The 14,622-nt window shown below is 40.0% G+C and carries 14 protein-coding genes; 4 read left to right on the top strand and 10 right to left on the bottom strand.

Translation table 11 applies throughout. The features are described 5' to 3' along the window. Positions 1-53 precede the first annotated feature (53 nt). On the top strand, positions 54-293 hold the full coding sequence (locus G6R09_RS11235) for a type II toxin-antitoxin system prevent-host-death family antitoxin (protein WP_065169018.1): 240 nt from the start codon (positions 54-56) through the stop codon (positions 291-293). 10 nt (positions 294-303) lie between these two features. After that, a complete protein-coding gene (locus tag G6R09_RS11230; protein WP_065169017.1) occupies positions 304-648 on the top strand; it encodes a type II toxin-antitoxin system RelE/ParE family toxin in 345 nt (114 codons plus the stop codon). A 59-nt stretch (positions 649-707) separates the two neighbouring features. On the opposite strand, the gene G6R09_RS11225 is transcribed toward G6R09_RS11230, so the two are convergent. Continuing rightward, positions 708-1,610, bottom strand: a complete 903-nt coding sequence (locus tag G6R09_RS11225) for a TIGR01777 family oxidoreductase (protein WP_065169016.1) — start codon at positions 1,608-1,610, stop codon at positions 708-710. 235 nt (positions 1,611-1,845) lie between these two features. On the opposite strand from G6R09_RS11225, the gene yfcE reads away from it, so the two are divergent. After that, positions 1,846-2,394, top strand: coding sequence for a phosphodiesterase (gene yfcE, locus G6R09_RS11220; RefSeq protein ID WP_065169015.1), 549 nt, complete (start codon positions 1,846-1,848; stop codon positions 2,392-2,394). 70 nt (positions 2,395-2,464) lie between these two features. On the opposite strand, the gene G6R09_RS11215 is transcribed toward yfcE, so the two are convergent. The 4 genes from G6R09_RS11215 to G6R09_RS11200 form a co-directional block, all read right to left on the bottom strand. Next, positions 2,465-2,740, bottom strand: coding sequence for a SelT/SelW/SelH family protein (locus tag G6R09_RS11215; protein WP_065169014.1), 276 nt, complete (start codon positions 2,738-2,740; stop codon positions 2,465-2,467). 24 nt (positions 2,741-2,764) lie between these two features. Beyond that, positions 2,765-3,526: a sulfite exporter TauE/SafE family protein gene (locus G6R09_RS11210; protein WP_065169013.1), complete on the bottom strand. Its 762-nt coding sequence runs from the start codon at positions 3,524-3,526 to the stop codon at positions 2,765-2,767. A gap of 131 nt (positions 3,527-3,657) precedes the next feature. Next, positions 3,658-5,790 carry a phosphate acetyltransferase gene (pta, locus tag G6R09_RS11205; RefSeq protein WP_065169091.1) on the bottom strand — a complete coding sequence of 711 codons (2,133 nt, stop codon included), beginning with the start codon at positions 5,788-5,790 and terminating at the stop codon, positions 3,658-3,660. A gap of 169 nt (positions 5,791-5,959) precedes the next feature. Further along, positions 5,960-7,156: an acetate kinase gene (locus G6R09_RS11200; RefSeq protein WP_163922455.1), complete on the bottom strand. Its 1,197-nt coding sequence runs from the start codon at positions 7,154-7,156 to the stop codon at positions 5,960-5,962. Between the two features lie 336 nt (positions 7,157-7,492). Between G6R09_RS11200 and yfbV the strand changes: the two genes are divergently transcribed. Next, the gene (gene yfbV / locus G6R09_RS11195; RefSeq protein ID WP_045038210.1) at positions 7,493-7,942 is read left to right on the top strand and encodes a terminus macrodomain insulation protein YfbV; all 450 of its coding nucleotides are present in this window, start codon (positions 7,493-7,495) and stop codon (positions 7,940-7,942) included. 109 nt (positions 7,943-8,051) lie between these two features. Here the strand turns inward: yfbV and G6R09_RS11190 are convergent, their stop codons facing one another. From G6R09_RS11190 to G6R09_RS11170, 5 genes are all read right to left on the bottom strand, one after another. After that, positions 8,052-8,360, bottom strand: a complete 309-nt coding sequence (locus G6R09_RS11190; protein WP_060997389.1) for a DUF6172 family protein — start codon at positions 8,358-8,360, stop codon at positions 8,052-8,054. Positions 8,361-8,751: 391 nt separating this feature from the next. Further along, positions 8,752-9,729, bottom strand: coding sequence for a ChaN family lipoprotein (locus G6R09_RS11185; RefSeq protein WP_163922452.1), 978 nt, complete (start codon positions 9,727-9,729; stop codon positions 8,752-8,754). Positions 9,730-9,836: 107 nt separating this feature from the next. Next, positions 9,837-10,667, bottom strand: a complete 831-nt coding sequence (gene rlmA / locus G6R09_RS11180; RefSeq protein ID WP_163922449.1) for a 23S rRNA (guanine(745)-N(1))-methyltransferase — start codon at positions 10,665-10,667, stop codon at positions 9,837-9,839. Positions 10,668-10,787: 120 nt separating this feature from the next. Next, the gene (locus G6R09_RS11175; RefSeq protein ID WP_065176371.1) at positions 10,788-12,062 is read right to left on the bottom strand and encodes a sigma-54 dependent transcriptional regulator; all 1,275 of its coding nucleotides are present in this window, start codon (positions 12,060-12,062) and stop codon (positions 10,788-10,790) included. Beyond that, positions 12,052-14,436 (bottom strand): ATP-binding protein, encoded by a 2,385-nt coding sequence (locus G6R09_RS11170; protein WP_065169009.1) that lies wholly within the window; start codon positions 14,434-14,436, stop codon positions 12,052-12,054. The genes G6R09_RS11175 and G6R09_RS11170 overlap by 11 nt, the downstream gene beginning before the upstream one ends. Between the last annotated feature and the right edge of the window lie 186 nt (positions 14,437-14,622).

Genomic DNA, 14,622 nt, shown 5'->3' with positions numbered 1-14,622 from the left:
TGAGTCATAGGTTATGATAATTGTAACGTTGAAAAAAACGCATAAGGTTATTTATGATTGAAACAGTAAGTTTTCTGAAGAAAAATGCTGCAGATCTTCCATTATCTGAGCCTTTGACGATCACCCAAAATGGTAAGCCATCTTACGTTGTGATTTCTTATGAAGAACATGAGCGTCGTGAGCAAGCTATTGCTATGATGAAGATGCTAAGTTTTGCTGAAGCTGATATCAAACAAGATCGTACATCGTCAATGACATCATTAAAGAAAAGATTAGCAGCGCGTAAAAAATAGATGAGATTTTATGTCTATGATTGAACTAGTTTCTACGAATACATTTGAGAATACAATGTTTGCGCTGATTGATTATTTCACTCAGTGGAATGATGAAAATAAAGTCGTCGAACGGGTTGAAAAGCTGATTGAGAAATTTGAATCGACAGTATTAGATAATCCTAAAATGTACCCTATATGTCACGACATAAGGGAGTTTTTTGGAATGATTGAGTACCGAGTATTTAAATCTGATGGGTTAAAAATTGTTTACCGTTATGATGCTGTTAATAACATCGTTTATGTAATGTTGATGCTTAGTGATAAACAAGATATGCAAAAGACGTTGATCGATTATTGTCTGGTTTATAAGTAAATTTAGAAAGTCGTTCTATTATTGCAATAGAACGACTTTTTTATGTAAACATTTAAAAACTATTCCCCCAACGTCTGCTTTAACGCTTGTTCAATACAAGGAAAAGTAAAGTTAAACCCTGCTGCTTGTAACTTATTTGGCAGTGCGCGTTGACCATCTAATAACAGTTGTGATGATTCACCAAGGGCTAATTTTAATACCCAAGCAGGGGTAAATAACAGGTGTGGGCGATGCAAAGTGGCGGCGAGAGTAGCACTGAAAACACGATTGGTAACAGGGTTAGGGGCGGTGAAATTATACGGACCTTGAGTCTCATTGTGATTGATTAAAAATAAAATCCCTCGCACCATATCTTGCAGTTGGATCCACGGAAAGTATTGTTTGCCATTGCCAATCGGCCCCCCTAAACCGAATTGGTAAGGCAGTAACATTTTTGCCAGCGCGCCGCCTTGTTTTGCTAACACAATCCCTGTGCGTAATAAACAAACACGGGTGTTATCAGATTGGGCAGCTAACGCGATTTGCTCCCAGCGGTAACAGACCTGTTGGGAGAAATCAGTGTTATCAGGCTCAATATTAAACGTTTCATCAATAGTACGATCGTGTTGATCGCCATAAATTCCCACGGCTGAGCCACTGATAAAGGTATGTGGTGGATTGTCACTGGCTTGAATTTTATCGACTAATTGTTGGGTAATGTTCCAGCGACTGTCTTCAATGATTCGCTTTTGTTGCTCGCTCCAGCGCTTATCCATAATAGGTTCGCCAGCAAGATTAATAACCACATCAAATTGATTTAGATTAGGCAGCGATTGTAATGAATCAAGTGCATTAATATGATGGCCTAATAATTGATAAGCGCGAGTAGGATCACGGCTAATAATAGTAATTTCATCATGATTTAAATGAGGGAGTAATGCTTTTCCTATCAGCCCCGTTGCGCCTGTTACTAAGATCTTCATGTGGTTATTCCCTCGCTGTATTCGGTATTACTATCTTAAATTAACTGATGTTGTTAGCAAGTTAGTGGTGAGATAAATATCCGCAATTATTGTTACCTCACAGTATAACTGCAGCCAATGATAGTCGTTGTATCACAATGTTGCCTGATTACGCTGAAGCTACAACAATAGTATTTTTATTGTTGCTCACGTAGACTAAAGCGATATGTTTTTGATGTTGTAGCTGAGTTTAGTAATGAAATTATTTTTTGCATCTGATATTCACGGTAGTTTGGCAAGTGCTCAAAAAGCGATTGCAGCCTTTGAAAAAAGTGGCGCTAAGTATCTTATTTTACTTGGTGATATTCTTAATCATGGCCCACGTAATGCGTTACCTGAAGCCTATGATCCGATCAAAGTGGCTGAATTATTAAATCAGTATGCTGATCGTATTACTGCAGTTCGCGGTAATTGCGACAGCGAAGTCGATCAGATGTTGTTAAATTTTCCAATGATGGCAGATTATAACTTAGTGATGTTAGCCGATGGTCGACGATTATTTTTAACTCACGGTCATATTTATAATGCTGATAAACACCCTCAATTAATGGCGGGTGATGTGATTGTAGCGGGACATACCCATATTCCGGTTGCTGAGCTGAAAGGGGATTATTATGTGTTTAATCCAGGCTCAGTGGCTATTCCACGTAATGGGTTACCTGCAAGCTACGGTTTATTAGACGGTAATCAGTTATCTGTGATTAGTTTTGAGGATGAGGTGTTGGCGCAAACAGTGCTTAACTAACATCTTAGCTAATCAATAAAAAAGCGCATGTTTGAGTTATCGAGCATGCGCTTTTTTGTTGATGGAAGGGCTATCTATCGATATGGCCTAAGTCTCGCTCAGGATCAATCACATCACGAATGCGTTGTTTAAGTTGTTTGGCATCAGGAAATCCACCATCTTGTTTACGTTCCCAAATTAAGCGGTTATTGCAATGGATTTCAAATCGTCCGCCAGTGTCTGGATGAAGGCTGATGGTGTTAATTTCTTCACTAAAACTGTGTAAGAGCTCTTGAGTCATCCATGTTGCTCGCAGCATCCAATTACACTGACGACAATAATAGATATCAATAGTGGCTGTGTTCATGCGTATTCCTGTTGATGCTGAAGATTAAAGATCGAGTAACAGTTTAAAGCCAATCACAAAGGTTAAACTTTCAAAGCAACGTTTAATTAATTGATTACTGCGTTGATGGGCAAGGTGAGCACCAAGGTAGCCGCCCAATAATGATCCAACCAATAATACTGGCAGCCATGGCCAATAGATGGTCGCACCGGCCTGATAAATAGCAACAGCGCCAATTGCATTCCAACATAAGCCAACACTAATGAGGGTTATGGCTACCGCTTGTTTGTAATCGCAACCAAACCAACGCACCAGAAATAAAGTCACAAATAAACCGCTGCCAGCAGTGAGGGAGCCGTTAATAATACCGATAATAAATAAGCTCACAGCGCCAACCATAAAGCCAACCGCATTACGGTGCTGTGGATTTGAAATTTGGCCGAGCTCTTTGGTGGTAACGGAATAAATACCAAGGCTAATGATTAATGCGCCTAAAGCAGCTTCTGCAAATTTAACCGGAATTAACAAAATTAGGTTAGCGCCAAGGATGACACCAACGCTGCCGACGATGATCACATACAGGGTTAGCTTCCATGCCAAAGTGCCATTACGAAGATGTTTTATTGTTGCACCTATGCCTAAGGCGACACTGGCTATTTTATGGGTTGCAAGGGCAATACTAAACGGAAGGCCGAGAAAGATAAGCAGTGGAAATTGGATCAGTCCTGCGCCACCACCAGAAAGGGAAGCCAGTGTATTTGAAATTAATGAGCCAATAAAAAGCCCTAATGTATTGAGTGCATCCATGCTATGTGGTTGTCCTTAACCATAACTAGACTTTTAGCATAAAGGCTTAAATCAGCTGTTGCCAGCAATAAAAAACGCCCCAGCACAAAATTTTCGTGCTGGGGCGTTAGAACGGTTTTTTAAGTAATGAATTACTTAGCGTTAGCTTGTTCAGCCTGAATCGCAGTTAGTGCAACTGTGTAAACGATATCGTCTACTAGTGCGCCACGAGAAAGGTCGTTAACTGGCTTACGCATGCCTTGAAGCATTGGACCGATAGAAACTAGATCTGCAGAACGCTGTACCGCTTTGTAAGTTGTGTTACCTGTGTTTAGGTCAGGGAATACAAATACTGTTGCTTTACCTGCTACTGGAGAGTTAGGTGCTTTAGAAGCCGCTACGTTTTCCATGATTGCAGCATCGTACTGTAGAGGACCGTCAATGATAAGATCAGGACGTTTCTCTTGAGCAAGTTTAGTTGCTTCACGTACTTTATCTACGTCTGCGCCTTTACCAGAAGTACCAGTAGAGTAAGAGATCATAGCTACGCGTGGTTCGATACCAAATGCTTTTGCAGAGTCTGCAGATTGGATAGCGATTTCAGCAAGTTGCTCAGCTGTTGGATCTGGGTTGATCGCACAGTCACCGTAAACCAATACTTGGTCAGGTAGTAGCATGAAGAATACAGATGATACGATAGACGCATCAGGTGCAGTCTTGATGATTTGGAACGGAGGAACGATAGTATTTGCTGTAGTGTGAACTGCACCAGATACTAGACCGTCAACTTCGCCATTCTCAAGCATCATTGTGCCTAGGAATACTGAATCTTGTAGTTTTTCACGCGCAACAACGTCAGTCATGCCTTTCGCGCCACGTAGCTCAACTAAACGAGCAACGTAGTTTTCACGTACTTCATCAGAGTTGATGATAGTTACGCCAGCACCTAGAACTACGCCTTGTTGCTCTGCAACGCGACGGATTTCTTCTGGGTTACCTAGAAGTACACATTCAGCGATACCGCGCTCAGCACAGATAGCTGCAGCTTTAACTGTACGTGGCTCATCACCTTCAGGAAGAACGATACGCTTAGCTGCTTTACGAGCAAGTTCAGTTAACTGGTAACGGAATGCTGGTGGGCTTAGACGACGCTCACGAGTTGAACCTTCAGATAGCGACTCAATCCAGTTACCATCGATGTGGCTTGCCATGTATTCGTTAACTAGCTCTACACGCTCTTTGTCGTCTGCAGGTACTTCTAGCGTGAAGCTCTGTAGATTTAGCGATGTCTGCCAAGTGTTACCTTGAGCTGTCATTACTGGAAGACCAGTAGCGAATGCGCGCTCACACAGATCCATAACAGGTTTAGGTAGGTCGTAACCACCTGTTAGTAGAAGAGCACCTAGCTCAACGCCGTTCATCGCAGCAAGACATGCAGCAACGATAACGTCAGGACGGTCAGCAGAAGTCACGAGTAGTGAACCTGGACGGAAGTGCTCAACCATATTTGGAATAGAACGTGCACAGAAAGTGATGCTCTTAATACGACGAGTTTCTAGATCACCAGTATTGATAATTTCAGCGTTTAGGTGCTGAGCAATATCTGTTGCACGAGTAGCGATTAGCTCTGCGCTCCAAGGTGCACAACCAAGTACACGAATAGGGCTAGAGTTGAACACTTGCATGATTTCAACATTTGAAGGCACAGTACCTTCAACGTCATCAAAGATCTCAGAAAGATCTGGACGAGTACGGCCTTCAGCATCAACAGGTGCATTAAGCTTGTTAACGATAACGCCAGAGATTTGCTTGTTCTTAATACCGCCGAAGTTAGAACATGCTACTTCGATACGCTCTTTAAGTTGCGCTGGGTTATCAGTACCAGGAGAGACAACGAATACGATTTCTGCATCTAATGTTTTAGCAATTTCGTAGTTGATCTGGTTAGCAAATGGGTGCTTACGTGTTGGTACAAGACCTTCAATAAGTGCCACTTCAGCATTTGCTGTTGCTGCTTTAAAGCGTGCAACGATATCTTCAAGTAGAACGTCAGTTTTGTCGTTACGGATCAGTTCTTCTGCGTTTGCCATTGAGAATGGGTCAGCCAACTCCATTGTGCTATTTGCACGAATGATAGTCGTTGTTAAATCAGGCTGATCGCCACCGTGACGTGGTTGAGCGATAGGCTTGAAGAAAGAAACACGAACGCCTTTGCGCTCCATTGCACGAAGTACACCAAGGCTAACGCTTGTTAGACCAACACCAGCGCCAACTGGGATAAGCATAATAGTACGAGACACTATAGATTCCTTTGACTATTGAATCGATACAGCACTGTTCAATCACAATTCGACTTTAAGTACTAAAGCAGAATAATCATAGAGCAGCACCACAGTAAAAGATGGTACTAAAAAAACGGCTGACAAAAGGTCAGCCGTTTCAATAATCGTAAGATTAGATCTCAGCTAGAAGCGCTGTATCTTCTGCGATTACTAATTCTTCGTTAGTTGAAACAACCATTGCAGGAATGCGGCTGTTTGCAGTAGTGATAACACCTTCGCCGCCGAAACGTGCTTTAAGGTTTGCTTCGTTATCTACTTCGATACCGAAGATAGCTAAACGGTTAAGAACCATTTCACGGATTGGTGCAGAGTTTTCACCGATACCACCAGTGAATACGATTGCATCAAGACGGCCTTCCATTGTCGCTGCGTAGCTTGCAACATACTTAGCTAGACGGTGACAGAATACGTCCATTGCACGTGTAGCTTCTTCTTTAGTGCCGTAGTTTTCTTCAACGAAACGACAATCAGAAGTCACGCCAGTAAGACCTAGTAGGCCAGACTCTTTAGTGAACATAGTGTTGATTTCAGCAACGCTCATACCTAGACGGTCGTGTAGGTGGAACATAACAGCTGGGTCAAGGTCACCACAACGAGTGCCCATTACTAGACCTTCAAGAGGAGTAAGACCCATAGAGATATCTACAGATTTACCGCCTTTGATTGCACATACAGATGCGCCGTTACCTAGGTGACAGTTGATGATGTTTAGTTCATCAAGAGGCTTGTCTAGTAGTACCGCTGTTTCACGAGCGATGAAACGGTGAGAAGTACCGTGTGCGCCGTAACGACGGATACCGTTTTCTTTGTATAGACGGTAAGGAATTGCGTATAAGAAAGCTTCTTCAGGCATAGTCTGGTGGAAAGCTGTATCAAATACCGCAACGTTCTTTAGGTTTGCGAAGTTGTGCTTAGCAGCTTCGATACCGATAACGTGTGCAGGGTTGTGTAGTGGTGCGAAATCAGACGCATCTACGATACCTTGAAGAACAACATCATCAATTAGTGCTGATGCAGAGAACTGCTCGCCACCGTGTACGATACGGTGACCGATAGCGCCTAGGTTCTCTTTTAGTTCTGGCTTAGAAGCAAGAATAGTATCAACCATGAATGCTAGAGCTTCTTCGTGAGCAGCGCCGTCACCTAGTTGAGCTTCGTGCTTGCCATCAAGTTTCCACTTGATACGAGCTTCAGGAAGACCTAGACATTCTGCTAGACCTGAAAGATGTTCTTCACCTGATGCTGGATCAATGATGGCGAACTTAAGAGATGAACTACCGCAGTTTAGAACTAAAACCAGCTTAGACATGAGAGTGACTACCTATAATCTGTCTGAAAGTTGATATTCATGTTTGAATAAAAAAGTACCCCTAGAATAGACGAATTATAATTTATCGTCCCCCCAGAGGAGAAAATCACACTCTTTCCTGAGAAATAGAATTGAGTTACCTCTAATTCTGGGTCATCCTTGACAGAGCCTAGCTTGCAGTTAAGGCTATTAACAGCAACAATTACATCTAGGCTCGCCTAGAATAACCGATTGTTACGCAATATAACAAAAAGATTTTTAGAAAATTTTAATTTGAATCAAGTTTGTTGTGTGTTTTTTTTAAATGTTATAATTTTTTTTGATGAGTGGTGCATTATGGCTCAACATACAATGTGGAAACACTTTCAGAATGGTCAGCATTACATGACAACATGGCCAATGCGCAAAGAGTTGGCGGCTGTTTTCCCTGAACATCGGTATATTAAGGCTACTCAATTTGCAACCAAAGTGATGCCTGCCGTTGCTGCTATCAGTATTCTGACTCAAATGGCATTTCATAATTATGATGCAATGCCACAAGCGATTGCGATTGCGTTACTAGCGATATCGATGCCATTACAAGGGTTATGGTGGTTAGGTAAGCGCAGTCAAACGACATTGCCGCCATCGTTAGCGAAGTGGTATAGCGAAATTTATCAAAAGATTGTCAGCGAAGGCCATGCGATGCAGCCGAAAAAATCTCAGCCACGCTATCAAGAATTAGCAGATGTATTAAATCGTGCATTTAAACAATTAGATAGACATGCATTAGATCGTTGGTTTTAAGCGACTTTAATGGTCTTTATAACGATATTATAGGTAATAAAAAAGAGTCGTAAATACGACTCTTTTTTTGTTTGGTTGTTATCGCGCATTACATAATGGCTAAGAGCGATTATTCTTCGTCGAAATCAAAATCTGGACGCTGTGCACGTGTTGCAGGCTTTGCCAGAATCTCTAGGTATAATGACGGTAATTCTAGCTTTTCAGCTTCATCAATGTACTTGTTGATTTCTTTTACGTGAATAACTTTTGCTTCTTGCTCGGTATGACCAAACTTGCAATCAAAATCCCAAAAATCAGTACCAGCAGGTAATGTTTTGTTACGCTCACGGCGAATGTATTTCTTCACATCGTGTTTAACTGATTCTACAACACGAGCAGGTGCTTTTTTGGGATGAGTTAAAGCAAATGTTTTTTTCATTGTTTTCCTAATTAATTTGGCTCAAAGAAAAGAGCTCTGACTTTATTTTACTGTAAATTGTCGTGGGTAGCGATGGGGTAAGGCTGAAATTCGTGCGATAAAAAAAAATTCATCGATTGAGAACTTTTTTGCAACTAATTTTAATGCTGGCGGTCTTATCTATAACTGAATAATAAAATTGTTTGAAAACGTCATAATAATGCCATGCTATAACCGTATTATAGTCCCAATTGCACTATTAGTTGATGACTATTCAGGCAATAAACAGGTTGTTAAGGTATACTTACCGAGTAACCTAGAGATATAGCTGTTATCTCTCTTAGAACCCCAACTGCTTGGCCGCCGATGGGGTTCTCCTCTTTCTGGCGTTGGTGATTTAATTATTTTGATGTTATTGGTAACATTTTAAATCACTATTTCTTTGTCCCATGGCTTTCATGGCCGCCATCATTTTATCTTTTTGTACATACCGTTGTGGTAAAGGCTGCATCTTTACGGTGAAATCTTGTGCATCAGCATCTAGCGATACTTGATCTGATACTGGGGTGACCATCATTACTTTTAGGGTTGGATTACGCGCTTTAATACGTGATGCTGTGCCTAAGCCTTCCATGGTATGAAATCGACCAGCAACATGAATAATTTGTTGGTGTGGATGTTGGCTTAAATAATCAACCATGCTTTCTGCCATGGTGTCATCCCATGTTGTTTGGGCAGCAAATTGACGTTTCGTTTGGGCTTCATCGCCATGGTGCATTGAGGCTATAAACCTTTGCTGGTAAGCGTCCGTAGTTAACGTTAATGAACGCGCGGCCCATAATCGTTCATTAGGAGGAAGCTTATTAAGGTATTCAGCCCCTTGACGTCCAACACAACGTACAATAGATTTCGGTGCATTTGCTGCAATCACATTTAATTTATTCTGCTTTGCAAATTCGACTAATGGTCGATAGTCACTATCATAATTTGGCCATGTATTGGCTTGTTTTACTAAGGTTTTTTCGCCAATATTTCCCGCTAAATAGTCATTAACAACCGCTTGTTTATCGCGAGTAAATTGTTCCATTGATAGGGTTAAATGTGGATTTTGCTGGTAAAGCGCCGCCATTAATTGAGCTTGTAAAAGGTGGGCTGCAGGGTGGCTATGCCATTCACCAACGAGAATAATGTCAGCGGTTGTTAATGCTTGCGCTAATTGGGTAACAGAGAGAGGTTCGCCTTGAGGGCTAGCAATGGTGTAATCATACAGGGTTGCTGCGGTGCGAGTGGTTGTTACTGTGCTAGAGGCGGGTGACGTCATGGTTGCTGGTGGTGAAGATGCACAGCCAACCAATAAGCTTGCAACACCCAAATATATTAAGGATTTCATTATTATTATACCGACAAGAAAACGATAAATAATAAATGTAACGAGATTGATTATCAATAATAAATGATAATCAATCTCGTTTATCTATTTAAAGACGGTAAAATACCTTACTGACGGCGATAAACACGAATAGCAAAATCAGCTTCGCAGTTAAAATTTTGCGCTTGTGCGAGTTGTTGCCATACCTGATCAGAGGTTTTCCATGCAAACGGGGTCATTTGCATTAACGCTGTTGCTTCTTCACCACTTAAGGTCATGTCATAGTGAAGCTGCTGATCTGCGACTAATTCAAAGCCTTCAATATTTTCTACTGGCACATCATGCAAGTTTACACCGTTATAAATCAATTCTTTAAGTTGATATAAATGACGTGGCGCAGGTGTTACCGCAACCAATATTCCGCCGGGTTTTATCGCGCGGTGTAGTTCCTCACCTTTGCATGGTGCATAAATACGTACCACACCATCAAAAAAGTGGTCGGCAAACGGTAAGCGATGACTTGATGCGACACAGAAATCACAATCATGATAGCGTTTAGCGGCATATTTTACCGCAACTTTGGATATATCTAGCCCATGAATACTGATATCTGGAAATTGTTGGCGCAGTTGTACAAATTCAGAGGTGTAATAACCTTCACCACAACCAATATCAAGCAGTTCTGTGGCAGTAGACGGTAACTGTTGACGTAATTGCGCCATAACAGCATCACGCAATGGTTGATAATGATCAGTATTAAGAAATAAGCGGCGTGCTTGCATCATTTCTTTATTATCACCAGGATTTTTCGAACTTTTATGATGCACAGGCATCAGGTTTACATAGCCTTCTTTGGCCTGATCAAACTGATGATTATTACTACAGCGGTATGATGTTGATGACGTGCTGTGAGCATCCATAGTAAGTGGCAGGTGACATAAAGGGCATTGATAAGACATGTAATAGACCAAAGCTGAAAAACAGCCGTAGAGTGTAATGGTTATTAGCGATTGCCGCTAACAGATTTTGATCGTAATAAAATGAAGCCTTCATAGTTGAAGGCTTCATTTTATACGGTATTAGTTTGCAGTACGTACTTTATACTCAGCTTTATCAAGGCCGTGTTTTTTCATTCTCAAATACAATTTCTTACGTGGTATTTGTAAGTATGATGACACTTCATTAATACGTCCTGAAAACAGATATAACGCATCCTCAATCACTTGCTTTTCATAGCCATCGACCAAATCATCCAATGGACTACTCATTTGATCTAACGGTTTAGAACGCTCTTGTCCTGCGAGTTTAACGATACCAATGGCATATAATTCAGCGACGTTTTTAAGCTCTAACACGTTTCCTGGCCACTCATAGCGATTTAAAATAGCTAAATAAGCTTTATCAATTGCAGGAATTGTTTTATTGAGCTTCTTACAACTTTGCTTAATATAGTGTTTAAATATCAAAGTGATATCACTACTACGTTGACGCAATGTCGGTAAGTTAAAGCGTACTTGGCTTAAAAAGTAGAACAGTTCTGGTAAAAATTGCTCAGTTTCAACCGACTCGGTTGGATCGCCATCAAATAGCGCAATCACACGAACTTCTTTTTTACCTTGGCGTTCTTGTTCTAGTAAAAAACGGCATAACCATTGCTGAGTTTCAATCGGCATATGGTGAGGATTACATAAGCATAAACAACCACTACGTGCAGAAATCATGCTGCGCTGTAAATCAGGTGTGCGAGTAATGTTAGCTGCATTTACCTCAACAAAAGGCCCATTACTTAATTGACTATTTTGGTGAAGTAATTTTGCAACAGTATGACGGCCTGTACCACTTTCACCTTCAATTAACACATCTTTGGTTGTTAAGGCGATGGTTTTTAATTGATCGCGAATTTTAATGATTAATGGGCTTTCTCCCAATAATACTTCGGCAGTGGTGGTATGTAAGGTATTTCGCTGCTCTATAATTTGGCGACGCTGAGGTAAATATTTCTCAAGCAGTGTAATTAACTCTTTTGGCTGCAAGGGTTTTTGCAAAAAGTCGACAGCACCTTTTTTAAGTGCACCAACAGCCATCGGAATATCACCATGTCCAGTAATAATAATAACTGGTAACTCATGATCAAATTGCTGGATTTGAGCTAACAACTCCATACCATCTAAACCTGGCATGTACATATCAGACACAATAACACCAGACCAATTACGTTTTAGCATTCCCAATACTAACGTAGAATCAGTCACGCTTTGTGCTTTAAATCCAGCTATTTCAAGTAGTTCTTGATAGGCCTCGACAACATCATGATCGTCATCAACAATCAGAACTTCAATATCATCACTTATCATATTTATTTAACTCCAGTACGACCATTGCTCCACCTGATAAGCTAGAAGCAAGGAAGATTTCACCCTTTAGTCGCGTCATAATTGAACCACAAATACTTAACCCAAGGCCTAACCCAACATCCTTAGTGGTGGTAAAGGGAATGAATAACTTTTTAATGATAGCGGCATCAAAACCATCACCACTGTCATAGACAGCCAATCGAATTTTATTCGCAGGGCTATCTAGTAGAATAATGTTTATCTCACGTTGTTCACAATGTGCCACTGCATCACAGCTATTGACTAATAAATTAACCAATACTTGTTCTAATTGCACTTGATCAGCCAGTGCAAACAACGGCTGTTCAATCGTATTTACCATTGTTGTTTGTTGTAGTTTGGCGCGACTTTCAACCAAGGTTAATGCTTGTTTGATTGAGTCTTGAACGTCAACGTCACTCAATGGCTTAGCAGCTGATTGTTTTTTAGCAAAATTTCTAAAATTAATGATCAGTTTACTCATACGAGTCACTAGATCGTCTATTTTTGTCAGATTTTGAGGTAGATTTTCGTATTTTTCGTGATCAAGTGCAAGTTTGGCACTGAAGATTCGCGTTGAAATCGCGGATAAAGGTTGATTAAGTTCATGTGCCAGCGATGTCATTGTTTGACCAACGACAGCCATTTTAGCCGCTTGAATTAATTCATCTTGGGTTTCGAGTAAATCACCTTCAATCCGTTTACGATCTTCTATTTCATCTCGTAGCTGCTGGTTGGTGATAGTCAGTGATTGCGTTTTTTCAGCAACGGTATTTTCTAACCAGCGGGCAGTCGTCTCTTGTTCAGTAATATCCGTCATCGTCATAATTACTTTGTCGTCATTACCTTGGGTGAAAATACGAAAATCTAACCGTAAATATAAACTATGATGGTGTTTAGTGACTAATTTAACTGTCATATTATAGGCACCATTAACCATTAATGGGCCGTCAGGTGTAAATAAATGCTGCAATGTTGTTGTGACTGAGTGGTTAAATAAATCCCAAACTTGATGTCTCTTGGTCAAATTACAGAAGTTTAATTGTTTTAACGCCTGTGGATTAACAGATTCGACTATTCCGCTAAGATCGCAGGTAATAATACTGGCTTGAGTATTATTGATAAGATTAAGTGCATTAGAATTTTGAATTTCTTGCATTTGTTGGCAAAAGTAGCGCAAATTATCCCCTAAAAGACCAATCTCATCCACGCCAGTTGTTTGTATATTTGCATTAAGATCGCCGCTAGCAATAGCTTGTAAATCTTGACCAAGTAAGTTTAAGCGCTTAACCACACCACGACCAACCAAATAAATCGATAAAATAATACTGAGGATAATAGTAATAAATACTACCCCAAATAGAACTAAATTACTGATCCAAATAGAATGACGAGTTTCACCATTGAGTTTTGATAGTGCATTATCAGCATGATTCACTAAGGTTTGAATGATATTTTCTTGTTGGGTTAATTTACTCTGGATATCACGTTGCGCCTGAGTAATTTTTATATTGTTTATATTATCTTGGGTTAATAATTTTTGCAGCTTACCATTAGGTAACACTAATTGAGTAAACTCTTGTTGTAATTGACGGTATGCAATTGTTGATGGGTAATTATTTAATTTCTTACTGATTTTATTGAGTTTTACTATTTTTTTACCAATAGCATCAAATGCCACATTAATGTCGTTATGTTGACGGTGTAGAATAATATCTTCAATAAGTTGATGTAATTCATTTTCATTAACAGTTATTGCTTGAATAACTGAAAATTCAGTCATAACATTTTTAATATTAGTATCGTGAATAAGTGGCGATTGCTGAGGGTTATTTAACAATCGCATCATTTGCCATTCAATTTCTAATCGTAACGGTTGTAACTCATCAATGAGATCCTGATGTAGCCACTTAATGGTATTGTCGGTTTGTTTAAGCGCAAATTGCTGAGTGTTTCTTTGCTGCAATAAGGCAATATAACTATCAATATTGGCAACTAATTGCTGCTGACCTGATTTTATTTTTGGGTAGTAATATAAGCTGGAGATGTTATCTATTGATTGATTAATATTTTTCAAAACAGAAGCGATATTTTTCTTGATAGCTTTGTGCTTGAGTGGATTAGTATTTATATCTAATGCTATTAGTGCTGCTTGTAATTCTGCTGTGCTGCGCTCTAGACGATAACTCGAACGTAAAGTTGGCATGTTTTCATTAGCAATCGTTTCTATTTGTTGGCTAAGCTTTTGCCATGTTAGGGCTGCAATAACACTGACACTGATGGTTAAAAATGCCATTAATATAATAGCTAAGGTCAGACGATTACCGATGGTATTATTTTTTACGCAACGAATCATTGTTATTTTATATTCCATTGATAATGGCATATTGCTAATAAAGACAGATATTATCGATCAACAATTAACAGCAAAGAGATAAAATGATTATACGTAGTGATTGCAATGATCACTAATTGTTTTTATGACAAAGGCAATGCGGTTATTAATATGAAACAAGATTGTTATTCTAAGGCGATACAAGAG

Origin of the sequence: Photobacterium sp. Alg240-V54 (assembly GCF_900537155.1) — a bacterium.
GTDB lineage: Bacteria > Pseudomonadota > Gammaproteobacteria > Enterobacterales > Vibrionaceae > Photobacterium.
The sequence above is the reverse complement of the archived record's forward strand: the minus strand, read 5'-3'. Positions and strand labels throughout refer to the sequence as shown.